The following is an 18,358-nucleotide window of genomic DNA, read 5'->3' on the forward strand; positions in this document are numbered from 1 at the left end:
CGGCATGCTGCCCCATATCACGACGACCTGGGCGATCCGCAAGTATGCGGACGGGGAAATTCACGAGCGGGAGGACGACATCGCGGCGGAATACCCGCTCACCTTGGAGCTGGACGGCAAAGAATTCGCCACGATCGTTTGTTCGCCGACGGATCTGACGGAGCTCGCCGTCGGCTTTCTCGCCTCCGAGGGCGTCATCCGCGAAGCGAAGGAATTGAAGGAGCTGCGGATCGACGAGGAACGCGGCTATGCGTACGCCGAGCTGCATCGGCCGCAATCGACGGGCAAGGACGATTACGCGAAACGGTTCATCGGCTCGTGCTGCGGGAAGAGCCGGCAGTTTTATTTTCGCAGCGATGCCCGCACGGCCCGGACCTCGACGACCCGCATGACGGTGACGCCGGGGCAGTGCATGGCGCTCATGCGGCTGCTGCAGCACAGCTCCGCCGACTTCCGGATGACCGGCGGCGTGCACAACGCGGCGCTCTGCACCGCGGACGCGCTCATCGCGGTGCGCACCGATATCGGCCGCCACAACGCGCTCGACAAGCTGTTCGGCTACGCCCTGCAGGAGCGGCTGCCCGTCGCGGACAAGATCATCGCCTTCAGCGGCCGCCTCTCCTCCGAGGTCGTGCTGAAAGCGGCCAAAATCGGCGTCGGCATCCTCCTCTCCAAATCCGCGCCGACGGACCTCGCCCTGAAGCTGGCGAACGACCTCGGCATCACCTGCGCGGGCTTCATCCGCGGCCACGAGATGAACGTGTACACGCACGGGCACCGGATAGCGGAGGAGGATGGCGAGCCGTCGCATTAACGCGACGTTCGCCGTTCGCCTCGGCGCCGGCACGGCACGCCGCAACGACAAAACCCGCTCCGCGCGAATCACGCGAGGAGCGGGTTATTTATTGCATTTCGGCAACAGCGGGCCGCGGCCGGGCTTAGCCCACCGGCGTGCCGGATTTGGCGTCTTCGAGCAGCTTCTGGATATGCTTTTCGAATTTGAGCGGCTTGGTCGACGGCGAATAGCGCTTCACGACGTTCCCTTCGGCGTCCACGAGAAACTTGGTGAAATTCCATTTGATCCCCGAGCCGATGAAGCCGGACGCTTCTTTCTTGAGATACTTGTACAGCGGATCCGCGTTCGCCCCGTTCACGTCGACCTTGCCGAGCAGCGGAAAAGTGACGCCGAAATTGATCTCGCAGGTTTCCTGCATCTCGCTGTTCGCGACCGGCTCCTGGTCCATGAACTGGTTGCACGGAAAGCCGAGCACGGTCAAGCCCTGCTCCCGGTATTTCTCGTGCAGCTGCTGGAGCTCTTTGAACTGCGGGGCCAGTCCGCATTTCGTCGCCGTATTGACGATGAGCAGAACCTGGCCGCGATAATCGGCCAACGATTTCTGTTCGCCTCGGGACGTTCGGACCGTGAAATCATAAACGCTCATCACGAATCACCTCATTTGGTTTTATACAATGTTATTTTAAACAATTTAAGTCGATTTGAAAAGCGCGATTTTCGCCGCGCGCCTGCGGTTGCGGATGCGCGGACCGGCGCAAAAAAAGAGCGCCGCCCGCGAAAGGGGCAGTGCTCGGTTGTCGCGTATTTTGCAACGCTCGGCGCAGCGGTTCTTGCAGCGCTCGGTGGCCGCGCTTTTGCTGCGCTCGATGGCCGCGCTTATTTGGATCCCAGCTGCGCCGGCTCTTTGATCGCGATCAGCTTGCCGTTCGCCTGCACGATGATCACGTCGCCCGCCTTCAACGTCGGACCGAACACGCGCGCGCCGGTCCGTACCTGCACGAGCGGCTTTGCCGTAATCAGGTCCATCGCGACCAGCCTGCCGTCGGTCTGGGCGACGTACATGCCGTGGCCGATCAGGTCGAAGCGGGCAATCGGGTTCGACAGCCCGGCGTTATAGAACACGGGAATTTTGTTCGCCAGCTTCACGCCGTAGATACCCTCCCCGTCCGAGTAGAGCAGCCGTCCGTCGAAGGGACCTGCCGCATAACGCAATCCGGCGCTCCCTTGGGCGACGTAGCTGTCCGGCCGGGTCAAAACCGAATCCGCGAACAGCGGATACCGGTACACCGTTTTGCCGTAGGCGATGTAGACGTCGTCCCCCTGCATCCAAGCCTGACCGGGTCCGTAGAAGTCTTCTTTCGCCGTATTCACGCCTTCGGGATTATACACGCGCGTCTTCACGATCTTGCCGGTCTTCAGATCGATGGAATCCAGCGTCGTCAGCAGGACATGATCGAAGATCGTTTGCTGCCGCTCGGAGAGGAGTATGTTACCGCGCGCGTCGATCGGCAGGCCTTCGTTCTGGAGCTCCCAAGCCTGCTTGCCGGTCTTGCAGTCGTAGGCGTGAAGCACGTCGTAGCTGTAAGCGCCCGAAACGAACTGCGCCGCAAGCATGTACCCGCCGTGAAACATGAGCTCCCCGTAGAATTCCCCCTGCTTCCACAAGTAAGCGCCATCGGCGATTCGGAATGCCGTCACGTCGGCGCTTTGCACGTAAAGCTGGCCTTCATAGGCGTAAAGCTCGCGGGCATCCCGCACAGGCACCCTGGCTGCCCATAGCTTGCGCCCGGTTTTGGCCTCAGCAGCGATCGCCCTGCCGTCCTCGGACATCGCGAACACATGACCGCCGTCGACGAGCAGCGGCGCCTTCAGCTGCGAACCGGTCGTCCACAGGACCTTGCCCGTGCTCGCCTGCACCGCCGTGAGCCTGCCGTTCTGCAGGAAGAATACCCGCTCCCCGTCCGTCGCGGCCACGCCGCCGCTCATCAAGTAATCGCCCGCCGGCTTATCCATCGCCTGCGACCAGAGCGCCGCCGCGTCCGGCACCTGGACCGGACTGTCCGCGTTGCTCCCGATATAGGAAGCATGTCCGCCCCTGCCGTCGGCAAGAACCGTCGTCGCGCCGCCGAGCAGGGCAAGCGCAAGGATGGCATATACCGCTTGTAGAAATCTCATGCCGACACCCCTAACATTTATTCGTTGGTAAGTAGACGGCAAGGGTCCGCGAAAGGTTTCACGTCCGGCCCAATTCCCTGCATTGCCTGAATCTTGCATAAACGACGCCTCGTTCCTGCCAGCTCGAAAAGCCCTCCGCGACCGGATATCGGCCGATTGACGGAGGGCTGGCGTCGTATCGTATGCAGGCACCTGTTTTCCGCGAGGCATGCCGGATTATCCGGTCGTGAAGAGGAGCCGGAATCGGGAAACTCGCCCGGCTCCTGTTTCCCGTATTTGCTTATTCCCCTGCCGGGTCAGGCGGAGACAAGCCTCAGCTCGCCGAGCTTGGCGTCCCACGAAGCATGGACGCCGAGCAGCTTCAACAAGCCCGCCGGAATCATCGAGACGCCGGTGAAGCCCCGCACGATGGGAGGAAGCCCGACTTGCGCGCCATTGACCTCGGCCAGGTTGTCGTCCGGATGCAAGACCGCCGTTGTCCCTTTATACAGGATGGTCGTCTTGTAATCGCTCGAGAACGAGAAGCTGCCGCCAAGCGCCTGCAGGACGGCTTTCATCGGCACCGATACGCTGCCGTTGTCGATGCGTGCCGGGAATGCCGAGACGAGCAGCTTGCCGTCCACGTAGACGTTGATCGGCGTTTGGATAAGCGCAGGGGCATACATCATGCCGTCGCCGTGCGGGCGCAAGCTGCCCGTCTCGTTCCAGTTGTCGGCTCCCCAGCCCCATACCCGGCCCTTGGCGTCCAAGGCCAGGTTATGATAATAGCCGGACGCGATCGAGGCGATGCCGGAAAGTCCCTTGACCTGGCCGGATTTGCCCGTAGGGCCTTTGCCGATCGTCCATACGTCGCCTCCCTCGGTCAACAGAATGCCGTATCCGCCGGCTTGGATCTCCTTCGCTTTGAGCTGCGGGTACAGGCGCGACGGCTTGCCGGACACGCTCGCCGGTCCCGGCTTCGATCCTTGATAATAGGCGTTCGCGCTCAGCTTCCATGTCCAAGCGCCGCCGCTGCGGTCCACGCCGTACATTTGACCGTAGTTGGCGTAGGCCGAGATTTGCTTCATGGCCGGAATGCCCTTCAGCTTGAACGGCTGCACGAGCGTGACGCCGCCGTCCGGTTCGCGGCGCGCCCCAAGTCCCCAGACGCCGCCCGTGTCGTCCAGCGCGAACGCCACATCCCCGCAGGAGATCAGGCGGTTCCATTTATACGTTCCGGCGACGGGTACGACGGCTGCTTTGCCGGTCGCGGCGTCATGCGACCATATCAGCAGCTTGCCGCTGCCCGTCAGCGCGACGCCCGCGCCGTTCAAGGCCGTCACGGCGGCGACATTCGCGAGGCCCGGCACCTGCGCCGGCAGCGCCGAATCGCGCGGCGAAGCCTTCAGTCCGGCTATGGAGCCCCATTCCCATACCGTGCCGTCCGATTTCAACCCGACGTTCATGCCCCCGCCGTTCGTCGCGATCGCCGCGATGCCCGACAATTTCGGCAGCCGCACGGGCGCGGCGATGGTCGAGACCGCGTTTTGCTGCAGCACGCCGATCTCCCCGAGCAAGTTGCGGCCCCAAGCCCATACGGTGCCGTCATTGCGCAAGGCCAAGGAATAATAGCTGCCTGCCAGGACTTGTTTGAACGCCGTGTTTGCGACGGCCGAAGAGGCCGTCGCCGGAGAGGCCGCAGGATTCACGGCTGCGGCGGCCGTTACCGCGGGTTTTACTGCCGCAGCGGCAGATGACTCGGAGCTGATCGCGCTTCCGATCGGCAGCATGCCGAAGGCCAACGTCGCGATCAGCAACCTTTTGAACCGTTGATTCATGGGAGGATCCCCTTTCTTGGCACGCGACCGATGAACGGATTCGCGAAGCGGTATATGGCCAAATAGCAGCAAAAGAGCATTGAATGACGGAATGACGCGGGTCGGGCAGTCGGCGATTCTTTGGCCGCCGTTCGGATGGCAGGTCTTCATGGCACATGGCTGCCCGGGAAGTCGATTCCCTTGCGGATCGCCGCTGCTCGTGCCGGCCTAATCTCCCGATGCCCTCCAGTCCGCGACAATCCCCATAATGCCCTTTCCCGCAGGACCTCATGCGCCGGACGCCGTGCGCTAGACGCTCAGGGGCGGAACGACCGCGATGAAGCTGACGATCGGCGCGAGATCCGCGTGCGGGCATGCATTCGGAGCATAGAGCGTCACGACGTAAACCGTTTGCCTACTCGATACGTTGACGCTTACATGAATTCAAAGGTTGCATGCCGGGTAATGCAAATGAAGCATGCAAAAAGCCCGCGCCGGTCCGCATCAGCATGGGCAGCAGCTGACGCAAGCACCGGCGCGGACTTCGCCGCACCCCTTAGAATAAAGGATCCCGATCGAAATATTGGCTCATCATGAGCGCGTTGCCGTCGCAATCCCTGAACGTGAACGACGCATGGTCCCCATGGCGCTTCAACGGATCCACCGCCACGCCGCGATCCGCGAGCATGCCGTGCGCCGCCTCGATGTCCGGCGTATCGAACGCGAACGTCGCGCGTCCGGCAGGCGCGGCGGCGGCATCCTTGAACAAATGCATGACGTATTGTCCGTCCAGCCCGAGCTCCACGAAATCGTTCTTGCCGTAGCCCCGGAGCTCCAGGCCGAGCTTCTCGCAGTACCACGCGCTGGCATGGTCCAAATCCTGCACATAGTGCATCACGCCAATCAGGTCTTTCTTGATGAGCGGCTTCATGGCAATCCCCCGCTTTCTTCGAAAAATCGCGAATGCGTACAAGGATCATTACCCGCTTCCAAGCAAAGCTACACGTGCTTTTTCGAATCCGGCACCGTGCCGTGCAGCAGCTTCACCGCTTTGGCCGTGCCGGCCTTCTGCTCTTCCAGCCCTTCGTACTCGACGCTCAGCCAGCCCATGTACCCGATGCCCTCCAGCCTCGAGACGAGGTCCTCCACGCCCGCATCGCCCTCCGTCGGCGCTACGCCGATATACGAAGCCTTGCCGCTGAGCGTACGGTAAGTGCCTGCCGCGCCTTCGGCCGCCAGCTTGAAATCCTTCGCGTGCACGTGGGAGATGTACGGCGCCAGCTCTTGGAAGGACGGCCCCGGCTCCTGGTCCACGAGCAGGAAGTTCCCCATATCGAAGGTGCTGCGAAGCGCCGGCGAGTCCACCTGCCGGATCAGCTCCAGCACCTGCTCGCTCCGGCCGGCGAACACGCCGTGATTTTCCAGGCAGAGGACGACGTCCCTGCTTTGCGCGTAAGCCGCCGCTTCCAGCAGTCCCTCCGCGATCCAGACCTTGCCTTGCTCGTAGTCGATCCCGTCCTTGGCATCGCCCGCGAAGACGCGCACGACCCGCGCGCCCAGCAGCGCCGCGGCGTCGACCGAATGCTTGATGTCCGCGAGCGCGACCGCGCGTTCTTCCGCCGAAGACCGGGCAAAATCATTGCACGCCCCGAAGCACGCCAGCTGCAGACCCGTTCGGGCCAAAGCCTCGCGAACGGCCGGCACGTCGGTCTCGGCGTTCCAGAAGATGCTGAGCAGCTCGACGCCCTGCGCGCCGATGCTCGCCGCATAATCGATAAAATCCGCATTCGTCCACGTGCCGTCCTGCAAATACTTGTGGCAGCTCCATACGCTTACCGAAATTTTCATCGTCTCGTTCCGCCTCCAGGGCACCTTAGCGGTACCGTTTAATGAATTCCACCGCTTTGCGGATGTCCTGCTCCGGCCGATCGCCCACTTCGCGTTCGATCGTCAAATACCCTTCATAGCCGATCGATTGCAGCGCCTTGAAATACGCGTCGAAATCAACGGCGCCCTCGCCGAGCGGCAGCTCCGCGAAATCCGGCCCTTCCGAGGCCATCTCGGCGATCCGCTCGTGCGACATCTGCTCGTAGCCGAGGAAGCCGTACACTTGGCGCGGATCGACGACGCGCAGCCGCTTGCCGTCCTTCACGTGCGTATGCACGATGTAATCCTTCAGCGTAATGACGCCTTGGACGGGATCGTCGCCGGTGACCATCACCATGTTCGCCGGGTCGAAATTCACCGAGACGCCGTTCGTGCCGAGCGTATCGAGGAAGCGCTTCAGATGCGCCGCCGGCTCCGGGCCCGTCTCGATCGCGAAGTACGCGTTCATGCTCTTCGCGTACCGGCCCAGGTCGTCGCAGGCGCTCTGCATGGCCGCGTAAACGGCGCCGTTCCGGTCGTCCGGCACGATGCCGATATGCGTCGTCACGATCGTCGTGCCGAGCTCTACCGCCAGATCGAGAATCCGCTTCGATTTCTCGATCTTGGCCGGGTTCGCGGCCGCGTCCTGGAAGCCGTGACCGCCGAGATCGCCGCACAGCGCCGAGATTTCAAGCCCGAGCCCGTCGATGCGGTCGCGCAGCTCCCGCCGGGCCGCAGCATCCAGCAGCGCCGGGTCCATCTCGCCGGAGACCGCGTAGATCTGCACGCCTTCCGCGCCGACGTCCTTCGCTTTCAGCAAGCCTTCCCGCACGCCGACGCCGAAGCTGTCCACGATCACGCCGATCTTGTTCCGTAACGGATTTGCCATCTCCATCAACCTTCCTTTATCTCCAATTTACCCGCGCGACGCCGGATGAAACGGTTCGCGGCATCCGCTGCCCGTCATTCCGGCCCGCGACGGTTTCGCTAATTCAGCCTCAATTGAATCGAATCTCTTTGCCGAGCCCCGCCGATTCGTATACCGCGCTCAACATGCGCGTCACTTCCAGCCCGTCCTCGACGGGACTGAGCGTCTCGCAGCGGCCGAGGCAGCTGTTCACGAAATGCGCGATTTCCCTGCCGAACGCTTCGTTCGCGTCGAAGCTGGCATGGTCGATCTGCGGCGTCGCGTTCACGATCGTATCGTGCTTCTCCGACAGGATGACGAGCGCGGGCTCGACCTCCGCGCCGCCTTTGTCGCCGAACAGCTTGATGTACAGCTCATCCTTCGCGGCATGCAGCGTGAAGCTGACGTCGACCATCAGCGAAGCGCCGTTCTCGAACCGAATGACCGCGTTCGCGGCGTCCTCGACGTCGTTGCGCGAGGCGTCGTAATCCGCGGCCTTGTAGAACGACAGATTCTGGATATGCGCTCTGTTGCCGAGCTTGCGGTACGTGTTGCCGGTAACGGATACCAGCTTAGGCCGGCCCATGAGGTACCAACACAGGTCGATGATATGTACGCCGAGGTCGATCAACGGTCCGCCGCCGGAGCGGCTCGCGTCCGAGAACCAGCCGCCGGGATTGCCCAGCCGGCGCAGGCACGAGGCCTTGGCGTAATAGATCTCGCCCAGCTCGCCCGCGTCGATGAAGCGCTTCAGCACGTCGACGCTGCCGGCGTACCGGCGGACGAATCCGACCTGCAGCACTTTGCCGGAACGCCGAACCGCTTCCTGCACCCGCTCCGCGTCTTCGACCGTTCTGCACATCGGCTTCTCGCACAGCACGTGCTTGCCGGCCTCCAGCGCGGCGATGCTGATCTCCGCATGGCTGTCGTTCCAGGTGCAGATGCTGACCGCATCGATGCTAGGGTCGCGCAGCAGCTCGCGGTAATCCGCGTAAGCCCGCTCCGCGCCGTACTTGGATGCCGCCGCCTCGGCGCGCTCTTTGTTCTGATCGCAAATCGCCGCGATCTCCGCGTCCGGACATTGCCGGTACGCCTCCAAATGCAGGCCCGATATCGACCCCGCGCCAACCACGCCCACGCGCAGTTTATTGCCCTCCGTCGCCACCATGAATTGCTCCCTTCCGTTCCGGCCGAACGCCGGCTATAATTAGCTTGCATGACTATCGTAATTAAAACCTGCTTCTACCTTATCATGACGATTCCGCCGGGAGAATGTACATTATGCCAACCTACATGGACAATATGATCAGTCCGCTGCCCATGCGTCTGTACGATAACGTCATCGATGTCAAGAAGCTGCGCGTGCAGTCGCTCCTGATCCGCAATGCCGGGCATTTGCCAGGGCGCATCCAACAGAGGGCCGACGCGTCGTTCGGCTATTGGGCGTTCGTCTACGTCGGCGCCGGGCGGGGCTATTATCAGGCGGGGAGCGGCGCGCGCCAATCCGTGGAAGCCGGATCGATGTTCTGCCTGTATCCCGGCGAGGTATTCCAATACGGACCGGAGGAAGGCGGATTCTGGGACGAATATTACTTCACCCTGGAAGGGGAACGGGTGCGGGAGTGGCTCTCGAGCTGGTACGAGCAACCGGAGTCCGTCAAATTCGCCGGCACGGACGAGAGCTTCTTCAGCAAGATCGAGCTGATCTTCGGGCTGCTCGAGAGCGCGGTGCCCGCGAACCTGGACCGCGCCGCCCTCGCCTTGGAATCGCTGCTTTTCGATATGTCGCTGCGCTTCCGAGAGCCGGACACGAGCAGCCGCTCCATCTTCGTTCACCGTCTCCTCGACGACTTGGCCGGCACCGTCTACGGGAAGCCGAACGGCGGCGAGATCGCCGCGAGGCATCATATCTCCGTCCCGACGCTGCGGCGCATCGTCCACGAATATACCGGCTACCCGCTCGGGGAGTTCGTCCATCGCCTGAAGGTGGCCGAGGCGAAGAAGCTGCTGCTGAACACGGACAAAACGGTCATGGAAATCGCCGGGCTGCTGGGCTACTCCGATATGTTTTATTTTTCCCGGCTGTTCAAGAAATTCACGGACGCCGCGCCGACGACGTACCGCTCGCGGATGGGTTAGGCGGACTGCCCCGCAATGCGGCTGCCTTCAATACACCGGAAATGAAAAACGCATCGCCCGGAAGCGGTCGGGCAACCCGGCCAGAGGGTTGTTCCGATTGCTGCTGGGCGATGCATGTCATTTTGGCATCGATTACGGCTGTCAATTCGCGCCAGGCGCGAATTCATCCTTCGGCGTCCGACGGATGGCTCTCGGATCGTCGTCGGAGCCGATCCGGCTAATCCCGCTCCACCAGATTGCGCTGCAAGTAATGCTCCAGCGTGTTCGCGATCTCGAACACGGTATGCGCGAGATCATAGTTCTCGAAAGCATGCTCGCAGCTTGGCTGATACGCGATCGCCGCGGCATACTGGTCCATTTTGAACTGCAGGATGGCCGGATCGATGCCCGCGTCCCGCTGGCGCTGCTCCACCGTGCGCCGGTCGGCGTAGATGAACAGCCGGATGACCCTGTCGCCGTACTGCTCCTTCAGCAGCTGCGCGCCTTCGGGATTAAGCACGAGGTAGATGCTGCCGCCTTCGCGCAGGCTCTGCTCGATGTCCGCGCCCCGCAGGCCGTAACGGCTTTCGTTCATGCGGATGCTTTCGATAAAATCGCCCGCGCGTTCGAACTGCTCGTAGAGCTCCGGGGTAATGAAGTGGTAATCCTGTCCGTTCGCTTCGCCCGGCCGGGGCTTGCGCGTCGCGTACGAGATCACCTTGGCGATGCCGAGCGTGGCGCCGACGCTGTCCGCCACCGTCTTGCGTCCGGACCCGTCCGGTCCCGTAAATACGAATAACAGCCTGCGATCCGATCCTTCGTTCATCGTCTCAGCCTCCCTGAAATCGTGCTTTGGCGTACCCGCCGACCTGCGCGATCGACGCAATCGGCAATTTCCGTTCGCTGTTCGCCTTGACTATATATCGGGAATCGGCTATATTTTATAAAAACATATGTTCGCGGTTCACTTACGACGGAAGCACCCGTAAGCAAGGCATTCGATGCCTTTCTTGCGGGTTTTTTGCGTTCCCGGAGCGTTCCGCGGCGAAGGAGGAAGTTTTACGTATGATAAAGTCTATGAGATTGCGCGCGTTTTCATCCATGCTGCTTGCACTGCTTGCCTTCACCCTGCTCGTCCCGGGCGCGGTCTCGGCCGCCTCGGTCTCGATTACCCAGACCGCGCAGGCCGCGCTCGCCAAGCATATCGCCGCGGCGCCCGCCGCCATGAAGGACAAGCTGAATGCCCAGTACAGCAGCCTGCAATCCAATCAGCGGCAAGAGAATACGCTGGACGGGCAGTACAAGACGCTGCACGCGAGCAACGCCGCGGCGCTGGATGCCGTGAACAAGCGCATCAAGCTGATCGACGCCGACAAGATTAGCCGGCTGACCAACGAACTGAACGCGACGCGCGCGCGTTATCAGCCCCTGCTGACGCTCTACACCTCGCTGAATAAGCAAATCGCCGACGCGCGGAAGCTCAAGTTGAAGGAGCTTACCTCCATGCTGACCACGCAAGCGGAGTTGATGAAGCCGGCGACGCAGCTGGCGCGCGAGGATATCCGCGTCCGCGAGGCCGCGCTCAAGGCGGCCAAGGCCGCGACCGCCGCGACCGTCAAGGCGCTCAAGACGAGCCTCGCCGCCATCACCCCGCTGCATGCGCAGACGAAGACCGCCCAGTCCGTCGTTTCCGGCGCGAAGAAGAGCCTCCCTGACGTCGTGAAGACGATGAATGCCTGCGTCAAGAGCGATTCCCACGACGGTACGCTTCAATCGCTGACGACGCTCGTCGCTTCATCCAAAGGCATCATCGACCAGAAATCGCGCATCGTCGGATACGAAAATCAGATTACGGCCATCATTAACAAAGTGAACGCGCAAATCCCTTCCAAATCCTAAGCCGTTCCCCCGGCGCAAACGTCTGACATGTAGGCTCGAAGCCGCGAATACCTTATTAAAGGCGTTTTACAGCTTCGGTTGCGGAGGGGGAGAGAACGGTTATGCAGATTCATGTCGTGCAGGCAGGACAGACGCTCTACCGGTTGTCGCAGGCTTACGGCGTTCCCATCGACGATATCGCGTCCGCCAATGAACTATCGCCCGAACAGACGCTGGTGATCGGACAGGCTCTGGTCATTCCCATCGTCGGACGTTATTATGACGTCGCTCCCGGAGATACGCTGGCTTCCATCGCCGCCCAATTCGGATCGACCGCGGGCAGGCTTGCTTCCGTCAACGACATCGGGCAAGGAACGCAGCCGCGCGTCGGGACAAGGCTCTATATCCCGCCCATGCCGAAGCGGAAGGCTTACGTGAACGCGTACCTCGATTCGTTCGGCGCGACGCCTTCCGCCGCGCTGACGGAATCTGCGCGTCAGGCCGCTCCGCATCTGACTTACTTGGCTCCGTCCAGCTTCCGCGTTCAGCGCGACGGCAGCCTGCAGCCGCCTCCGCTCGGGGACCTCCCTGGGATCGCCGCGAAGCAGCGCGCCGCGATGATGCTGGCCGTCACCAACCTGGACGGAGATCAATTCAGCGACGAACTCGGGCATGCCATACTAAGCGACTCATCGCTGCAGGACACGCTGATCGCGAATATCGTCAAGACGGCCAAAGACTTGGATTTCCGCGACGTCCATTTCGATCTGGAGCATCTCTATCCGGGAGACCGCGAGCCCTACAACCGGTTCCTGCGCAAGGCCGCAATCCCCATTCATGCCGCCGGTCTCACCATGTCCACCGCGCTTGCGCCCAAGACCAGCGCAACCCAAGAAGGCGCCTGGTATTCCGCGCACGATTATAGGGCGCATGGCGAGATTGCGGACTTCGTCGTTATCATGACCTACGAATGGGGCTACAGCGGCGGTCCGCCGATGGCGGTGTCTCCGATCGGCCCGGTCCGGACCGTGCTGGAATACGCGCTCACCGAGATGCCCGCCGGGAAAATCCTGATGGGCCAGAACCTATACGGTTATGACTGGACGCTGCCTTACGTGTCCGGCGGCCCGATTGCCAAGGCGCTCAGCCCGCAGGCCGCCATTGCGCTTGCGAGAACGCGGAATGCGGAGATTCTCTACGACGCGACGGCTCAAGCGCCGTATTTTACGTACTGGGACGACAAGGTCAAGGAACACCGGGTCTGGTTCGAGGACGCCCGTTCGATCCAAGCCAAATTCGATTTGTTGAAAGAATTGAAGCTGCGCGGCATCAGTTATTGGAAGCTCGGACTCAGCTTTCCGCAGAACTGGCTCCTGCTCGAGGACAACTTCGATACGGTGAAGTTGCTTTGAATGCCACACGCAAAACAGCGATTTCGGGCTTCCTGACCTTCGTCGCCGACTGAATACGATCCTAGGCAGTTACGGACGGACGACGTCCTGACTGCCTTTTTTGTTCGCCCATATATGTCCGCAGCGCATCCGATGAATTTTACGGCAATCGGATCAAAGTGAGTCAATACCGTATTGCGCGCCTACCTTTACGGCTGGGTTCGCAAGGTTGACAAGAGACTCATTTACTGTTAATCTTCGAATAGTTAATTAATTAACTGTTTATCGTCAGTTCCTATTCATGCACGAAATCGCGTCATTTGCGGCAGAGGAGGTTTTATGAGCGAGAAATGGAATCCATTCGAACAACCCGCCTTGACGGTCGACGTTTTTCTGACGCTGTATAAGACCAATCATCATCTGGTTCGACAGCTGGAGGAACGTCTGGCGAGCTTCGACCTGACGCTTGGCCGGTGGTGCCTGCTGGTAGCGCTCCGCTCCGGCGATAGGCCGATGCTCCCATCCGAGCTTAGCGACGACCTCGCGGTAACGAGAGCGAACATCAGCAATTTATTGAACGCGCTGGAGAAGGCTGGCCGGATCGAGCGGGAATTCGATCCTACGAACAGAAGAAGAATTCTGGTTCGATTGACGTCCGAAGGCCACCGTCTCATTACCGACGTATGGCCGGTCTATGAACGCACGATCGCCGGAAATATCGGCGAAAGGCTTACCGTTCAGGAGCAGGAACAACTAAAGGGACTGCTGAAAAAACTGTATTGACGACTGTTCCATCGCCTTTCGATGAAAGGGCGGTGACCGGACTTTGATTAATTAATTAACTATTAAATAGCTAATATAAGCGGCGTATTCCGTTCACGAAGCTTAGACTCATACACACACCAAAAGGAGATGTTATACGACATGTATAAAGACAAGGTAGCGATTATCACGGGCGGCAGCGGCGGTATCGGATTGGCGGCGGCTCGATTGCTCGCCTCGAAAGGCGCGAAGGTGCTGATTACCGGGCGCAGAACAAGCGTATTGGACGTGATCGCCGCCAGTCATCCGAACATCGAAGGCTTCGCGGCGGATGCCGCCGATCCGGAAGCGGCCGCCCGGACGGTCGCCGCGGCCATCGAGCGCTGGGGACGACTCGATATCGTCGTCAACAACGCGGGCAGCGGCGCGATTCAGCCGCTCGCGACGGTGAACGCGCAAGCGATTAACGATATTTTCGCCGTGAATGTCGCGGGACCGACGCTGCTTGCCGCGGCCGCCCTGCCGCATCTGGAGAAGAGCAAAGGCACGATCATCAACATCTCCAGCACCTTCGGAAGCAAGGCGGCCCCCGAGCTGTCGCTCTACTCGGCGAGCAAGGCGGCCGTGGAACAGCTGACGCGGTGCTGGTCGCTCGAGCTCGCGCCGAAGGGCATTCGCGTGAACGCGATCGCCTCCGGGCCGGTCGAGACGGAGTTCCTGCGCGATCGCATGAAGCTCTCCGACGAGCAGATCGCCGCGGTCAAGGAGCAGGAGGTTCAATCCATCCCTCTCGGGCGCAGAGGGGTGCCGGATGACGTGGCGCGCTGGATCGCGCACTTGGCCGATCCCGAGGCGGACTGGATCACGGGGCAAATCATCGCGGTCGACGGCGGGCTTACGATCGCCTGACGCCGTGCCGTCATTGATGAGTTGCGAAGCGCGAATCGCCGCCGTATGGCTGCGTGACGGCGAGAAGCATGCTCGCGTTTACGATGATGTACACCACCGTACTTGGCTGCATGATGGCAAGAAGCGCAGGCGCGTCCGCGATGATGAACTACCCGCGTATTAGCCGCGCGACGGCAAGAAGTACGGCGCCGTTCGCGATGTTTCATTTGCTGTCGTAAGACTGCGTGTTGTGGAGAAATACACCGCGCGCTCGCCACGACGCGAGTCCGCATAAGGCGGAACTCGTCCGAAGAACGCTGCGTGCACGGCGCGATAGCGCATGATCATTACAGGAGCTGCCCCAAGGGCGGCTCCTTTTGTTTGGGCGTCGACAAGCCGCGCTTCGACGATCGGCGCTTGCTTGCCAGGCATTCCGGGCCGCCTCAGGTCGTAGTCGTTCCCCGCCTTAAGGCCAGACTCCAAAACCGCCGCTGGACCGTTTCGGGAAGGTGCCGCTCCCTTTACACTAAGGATATCGGTTGACACCATAACAAGGACGCTAACAAGGCAGCAGAAATCGTAATCAAACCATCCGCAAAGGAGAGAATTTTCATGAAAAAGCTCTATCGTTCCACATTGGACCGCAAATTGACCGGCCTTGCCGGCGGGATCGGCCAATGGCTCGGCGTCGATGCCACCATCGTCAGACTCTTGCTCCTGATCTCCGGGGTATTCAGCCTCGGCGCCACGCTGCTGGTCTACATCGTGGCCAGCGTGCTGGTACCGAAAGCGCCCTTCGAGGTCCTGAGCCCCGATCCGTTGCGTTATTACGGTTGATCGTTCACGCAGTCGACGCAATGCCTAAACTCACTATCCTAGGAGATGAACGCAATGGGAATTTTTAACCGCTTGTTCAATATAACGCAGGCCGCGGCCAACGAGCTGCTCGATAAACTGGAAGACCCGGCCATGATGATGAATCAGTACGTCCGCCGCATGCAGGACGAAATCGCGAACGCGCAGCACGAGCTGCTCAAGCAGGAGGCGCTCGCCAAAGGCCTGCAGCAGCAGGCGCACGAAGCGTCCGTCCTGGCGGACCAATATGAAAAGACCGCCTTGGAGGCCATGAGAGCCGGCCAAGAAGCGCATGCCCGCGAGGCGCTGACGGCCAAACTGCATTACGAGGAGAAGGCAAAGGAATACGGCACCTGGCACGACAACGCCAAACGGCAAATTGCCGAGCTCGCGATCCGGCTGGAAACGGCCAAAGCCGAGCTGCCGCAGCTGTTGAAGAAACGCGACGAGCTGATCAACCGCATGCAGCAGGCCGCGGCCAAATCCCGCACCTCCATGCCGAGCTTCAGCGCGGGTCCTGCCGTGCTCGACGGCGGCAGCGCCTCGCGCGGCTTCCAGCGCATGGAAGAAAAAATCGCGCTGTGGGAAGCCCATCTCGAAGCTTCCCGGAGCCCGTACGCGACGCAAACATACGGCGCTCCTTACGGCGGCCCGGTATCCGCCGGCACGGCGAACCCGGCAAAAGCCTCGCTCGTCGACGAACAGCTCGAGCTGCTTCGCAAAAAGCTGCCGACGGATTCCGAGTAAGCCTTGCGCATAGTCGCCGTTTCTTTCGAACCGCGCAAAAACCTGTGCGAACGCGCGGGTTTTATGCAGGATAATGCAAGCGCAGCGGCGTCACGAAAACCAAAAACAGCCCGGCCCCGTTCAACCGAACGGGCCGGGCTGTTTTATTCGTGCGTATCCGCGGAGCTTACAGCAGGAAGAACCCTTCCTCATGCAAATACTGCTCCGCTTCCTCGTAAGTTTCCAGGACCATCTCCAAATTGGCGCCGGCGTACACGTACCAGAGGTCGTCCTCGTGCTTCAAGGTCAGCGTTTGCTTATCCGCGCCGTGCCACACGGTCGTCGACGCGCTCCCCCTGCCGCCTCCGCGGGAAGAAGCCGACGTTTTCTTGGACGCGACGGCCGGCTCGGGCTCGCGCACCGACAAGGAACGGATCGCCTCCTCCACCAGCTTGCGCAAGGCCGGCTCGTCGTAATCGCGAATGTTCACGAAGCCCTTGTCGTCCATATCGTAACCGCTCAGATGACCGGCATAAATAAATCCGTTGCCGTTAGGATGAAGATGAAACGCGACGTTTTTCTTGTCGTAGAGGCTCTCCTCGTACTGGTAATTGACGCGGCCGAGCGACACGTCCTTTCGGCTGAGCTCGGGAAAGGACTCCAATATCGTAAGCTTCTGTTCGAAACTAAGCATAATCGCCTCCGGATAACGGTTATAGAATTGCCTGTGATTATACCATAGCCGCCCGCATAAACCAAAACCTTACAATCCAATGCGACAGCCATGCCGCGGTAAGTTTTCATACGACGGTTGTGACGCGTTAGAAACCAATACGGCAAATCATAGCGTCGCGTTACATTCCGCTGCGACATTTTATGTCGTACCGGCCGGTATACACTGGAACTGCACCTACCACTGTACAACGAAACGAGGGTCGCCAATCCAATGGCAAAAACCAAACGGGGCCGCATCTTATGGAGCCTGCCCGCCAGAGGCCGCGGAACTTGCCCCATCTGCAGCCGAACGCGAATCAAATTGCTTTATCCCAGAGCCAAATCGGACGGCACGTCGATCAAAGTATGCAAACGGTGCATCCATGCGCCGCAGAGCAAGGTCGACGAACACGCAATCTGATGTCCGCGCCCGCTTCTTCCCGGAGCGGGCCGGGCTTCCCGGCTATGGCCCGATAAAATCCGCTTGCCTCGCGCGAAGCGCAATGTTGTAATAAGTCGTAACCAGAATGCGTTTGCAAAAATAGGGGTGATCCAATGAGCAACCTTCACCGGATCCGGTGGTTCGACGGTCAGGTCAGAGAAGGCAGCTATCCGAACAGCTCCATGCTGGCGCAGCGGTTCGAAATATCCAAGCGCCAGGCGCAGCGCGATATCGAATACTTGGCCTATTCCTTATCAGCCCCCCTGCTCTATGTTGCGAAGTACCGCGGTTATTGCTACGAGGATAAAACATACGCGCTTCCGCTGCTGTATATGACCGATGAAGAGAAGAAGATTTTGAACTATCTGGCCCGCCGTTACAGGCAGTACGATTACGACGGCGCGACGGCGGCCAAGCGGATCGCCGATCTGCTCGACCGCTTCACCCCGGAGGCTCCGGAAGCCCCGGAGCTGCGCTTGCCGGTCTTCGACATGAACCCCCGCATGATGGATCATATGGAACGGCTGAACGCCGCGGCTGCCGGTCATGCCGTCGTCACGATGACGTACAAGGAAGGTCCGGAAGCCGAAACGCACGCGATCTGGCCGCTAAAGCTGGTCTCCCGCCATAACTGCGATTACGTGGACGCGTATTCCGCGACGCGGCAGCGGCAGCGCCTGTTCCGGTTGGATTGCATCGTGAGCCTGACGGCGACTTCCGCGCGGTTCGATCCTGCCGGCCTGGAAGCGCTGGAATGGAGCGGCGGCAGCGGCGCCGGAACCGCCAAGAAGCCGTTCACCGCCAAGCTCAAGCTGGGCGCGCCGGCCGACGGTTCGACTTGGCAGGGTTACCGCGTGCGCGGCTTCCCCGAGCCCCTTGTGGCGATCGTGGAATTCCATGACGCGGACGCCTTCCTTCAGCAGCTATGGATCGCCGGCGACGCTTGGGAAGCGCTGCTCGCGCCCAAATGGCTCCGCGAGAAATTGGAGCGAACCTGCAGCGGCATCCTCGAGCGACTGCACGGAACCAGAGAGGAGTGAATGC

The 18,358-nt window shown here is 60.9% G+C and carries 20 protein-coding genes; 10 read left to right on the forward strand and 10 right to left on the reverse strand.

Annotated features, from left to right (window positions below):
- Positions 1-4: 4 nt before the first annotated feature.
- Positions 5-814, forward strand: coding sequence for a formate dehydrogenase accessory sulfurtransferase FdhD (gene fdhD / locus GT019_RS09175; protein ID WP_161742848.1), 810 nt, complete (start codon positions 5-7; stop codon positions 812-814).
- A gap of 124 nt (positions 815-938) precedes the next feature.
- Here the strand turns inward: fdhD and GT019_RS09180 are convergent, their stop codons facing one another.
- The 7 genes from GT019_RS09180 to GT019_RS09210 form a co-directional block, all read right to left on the reverse strand.
- Entirely contained in the window at positions 939-1,442 is a 504-nt protein-coding gene (locus GT019_RS09180; protein WP_161742849.1) for a glutathione peroxidase, read from the reverse strand.
- A 230-nt stretch (positions 1,443-1,672) separates the two neighbouring features.
- The gene (locus tag GT019_RS09185) at positions 1,673-2,971 is read right to left on the reverse strand and encodes an outer membrane protein assembly factor BamB family protein (RefSeq protein ID WP_161742850.1); all 1,299 of its coding nucleotides are present in this window, start codon (positions 2,969-2,971) and stop codon (positions 1,673-1,675) included.
- 296 nt (positions 2,972-3,267) lie between these two features.
- Complete coding sequence (locus tag GT019_RS09190; RefSeq protein ID WP_161742851.1) at positions 3,268-4,788, reverse strand: stalk domain-containing protein; 1,521 nt, start codon at positions 4,786-4,788, stop codon at positions 3,268-3,270.
- Positions 4,789-5,323: 535 nt separating this feature from the next.
- Complete coding sequence (locus tag GT019_RS09195) at positions 5,324-5,698, reverse strand: VOC family protein (RefSeq protein ID WP_161742852.1); 375 nt, start codon at positions 5,696-5,698, stop codon at positions 5,324-5,326.
- A gap of 68 nt (positions 5,699-5,766) precedes the next feature.
- Positions 5,767-6,615 (reverse strand): sugar phosphate isomerase/epimerase family protein, encoded by an 849-nt coding sequence (locus GT019_RS09200; RefSeq protein ID WP_161742853.1) that lies wholly within the window; start codon positions 6,613-6,615, stop codon positions 5,767-5,769.
- A gap of 25 nt (positions 6,616-6,640) precedes the next feature.
- Positions 6,641-7,522: a sugar phosphate isomerase/epimerase family protein gene (locus GT019_RS09205; RefSeq protein WP_161742854.1), complete on the reverse strand. Its 882-nt coding sequence runs from the start codon at positions 7,520-7,522 to the stop codon at positions 6,641-6,643.
- 109 nt (positions 7,523-7,631) lie between these two features.
- Positions 7,632-8,708 (reverse strand): Gfo/Idh/MocA family protein, encoded by a 1,077-nt coding sequence (locus GT019_RS09210; RefSeq protein ID WP_161742855.1) that lies wholly within the window; start codon positions 8,706-8,708, stop codon positions 7,632-7,634.
- Positions 8,709-8,821: 113 nt separating this feature from the next.
- On the opposite strand from GT019_RS09210, the gene GT019_RS09215 reads away from it, so the two are divergent.
- Positions 8,822-9,679: a helix-turn-helix domain-containing protein gene (locus GT019_RS09215; protein ID WP_161742856.1), complete on the forward strand. Its 858-nt coding sequence runs from the start codon at positions 8,822-8,824 to the stop codon at positions 9,677-9,679.
- A gap of 217 nt (positions 9,680-9,896) precedes the next feature.
- On the opposite strand, the gene GT019_RS09220 is transcribed toward GT019_RS09215, so the two are convergent.
- Entirely contained in the window at positions 9,897-10,484 is a 588-nt protein-coding gene (locus GT019_RS09220) for a guanylate kinase (RefSeq protein WP_161742857.1), read from the reverse strand.
- Positions 10,485-10,723: 239 nt separating this feature from the next.
- Between GT019_RS09220 and GT019_RS09225 the strand changes: the two genes are divergently transcribed.
- The 4 genes from GT019_RS09225 (at position 10,724) to GT019_RS09240 (ending at position 14,598) form a co-directional block, all read left to right on the forward strand.
- A complete protein-coding gene (locus GT019_RS09225) occupies positions 10,724-11,557 on the forward strand; it encodes a hypothetical protein (RefSeq protein ID WP_161742858.1) in 834 nt (277 codons plus the stop codon).
- A gap of 101 nt (positions 11,558-11,658) precedes the next feature.
- Positions 11,659-12,948 carry a glycoside hydrolase family 18 protein gene (locus GT019_RS09230; RefSeq protein ID WP_161742859.1) on the forward strand — a complete coding sequence of 430 codons (1,290 nt, stop codon included), beginning with the start codon at positions 11,659-11,661 and terminating at the stop codon, positions 12,946-12,948.
- A 318-nt stretch (positions 12,949-13,266) separates the two neighbouring features.
- A complete protein-coding gene (locus tag GT019_RS09235; RefSeq protein WP_161742860.1) occupies positions 13,267-13,710 on the forward strand; it encodes a MarR family winged helix-turn-helix transcriptional regulator in 444 nt (147 codons plus the stop codon).
- A 141-nt stretch (positions 13,711-13,851) separates the two neighbouring features.
- Entirely contained in the window at positions 13,852-14,598 is a 747-nt protein-coding gene (locus GT019_RS09240; protein WP_161742861.1) for an SDR family NAD(P)-dependent oxidoreductase, read from the forward strand.
- A 159-nt stretch (positions 14,599-14,757) separates the two neighbouring features.
- Here GT019_RS09240 and GT019_RS09245 read toward each other — a convergent pair whose 3' ends face one another.
- Positions 14,758-15,009, reverse strand: a complete 252-nt coding sequence (locus tag GT019_RS09245; RefSeq protein WP_161742862.1) for a hypothetical protein — start codon at positions 15,007-15,009, stop codon at positions 14,758-14,760.
- A gap of 180 nt (positions 15,010-15,189) precedes the next feature.
- Between GT019_RS09245 and GT019_RS09250 the strand changes: the two genes are divergently transcribed.
- Both GT019_RS09250 and GT019_RS09255 read left to right on the forward strand, forming a co-directional pair.
- Positions 15,190-15,414 carry a PspC domain-containing protein gene (locus GT019_RS09250; RefSeq protein ID WP_161742863.1) on the forward strand — a complete coding sequence of 75 codons (225 nt, stop codon included), beginning with the start codon at positions 15,190-15,192 and terminating at the stop codon, positions 15,412-15,414.
- Positions 15,415-15,468: 54 nt separating this feature from the next.
- On the forward strand, positions 15,469-16,179 hold the full coding sequence (locus tag GT019_RS09255) for a PspA/IM30 family protein (RefSeq protein WP_161742864.1): 711 nt from the start codon (positions 15,469-15,471) through the stop codon (positions 16,177-16,179).
- A 166-nt stretch (positions 16,180-16,345) separates the two neighbouring features.
- Here GT019_RS09255 and GT019_RS09260 read toward each other — a convergent pair whose 3' ends face one another.
- Entirely contained in the window at positions 16,346-16,852 is a 507-nt protein-coding gene (locus tag GT019_RS09260; protein WP_161742865.1) for a hypothetical protein, read from the reverse strand.
- 252 nt (positions 16,853-17,104) lie between these two features.
- Here GT019_RS09260 and GT019_RS31905 point away from each other — a divergent pair, with 252 nt between their 5' ends.
- Together GT019_RS31905 and GT019_RS09265 are read left to right on the forward strand one after the other, a co-directional pair.
- On the forward strand, positions 17,105-17,293 hold the full coding sequence (locus GT019_RS31905) for a hypothetical protein (RefSeq protein ID WP_235947468.1): 189 nt from the start codon (positions 17,105-17,107) through the stop codon (positions 17,291-17,293).
- Between the two features lie 134 nt (positions 17,294-17,427).
- Entirely contained in the window at positions 17,428-18,354 is a 927-nt protein-coding gene (locus tag GT019_RS09265) for a helix-turn-helix transcriptional regulator (RefSeq protein ID WP_161742866.1), read from the forward strand.
- Positions 18,355-18,358 lie beyond the last annotated feature (4 nt).

The sequence above is a fragment of the Paenibacillus glycinis genome, from assembly GCF_009909185.1.
GTDB lineage: Bacteria > Bacillota > Bacilli > Paenibacillales > Paenibacillaceae > Paenibacillus_Z > Paenibacillus_Z glycinis.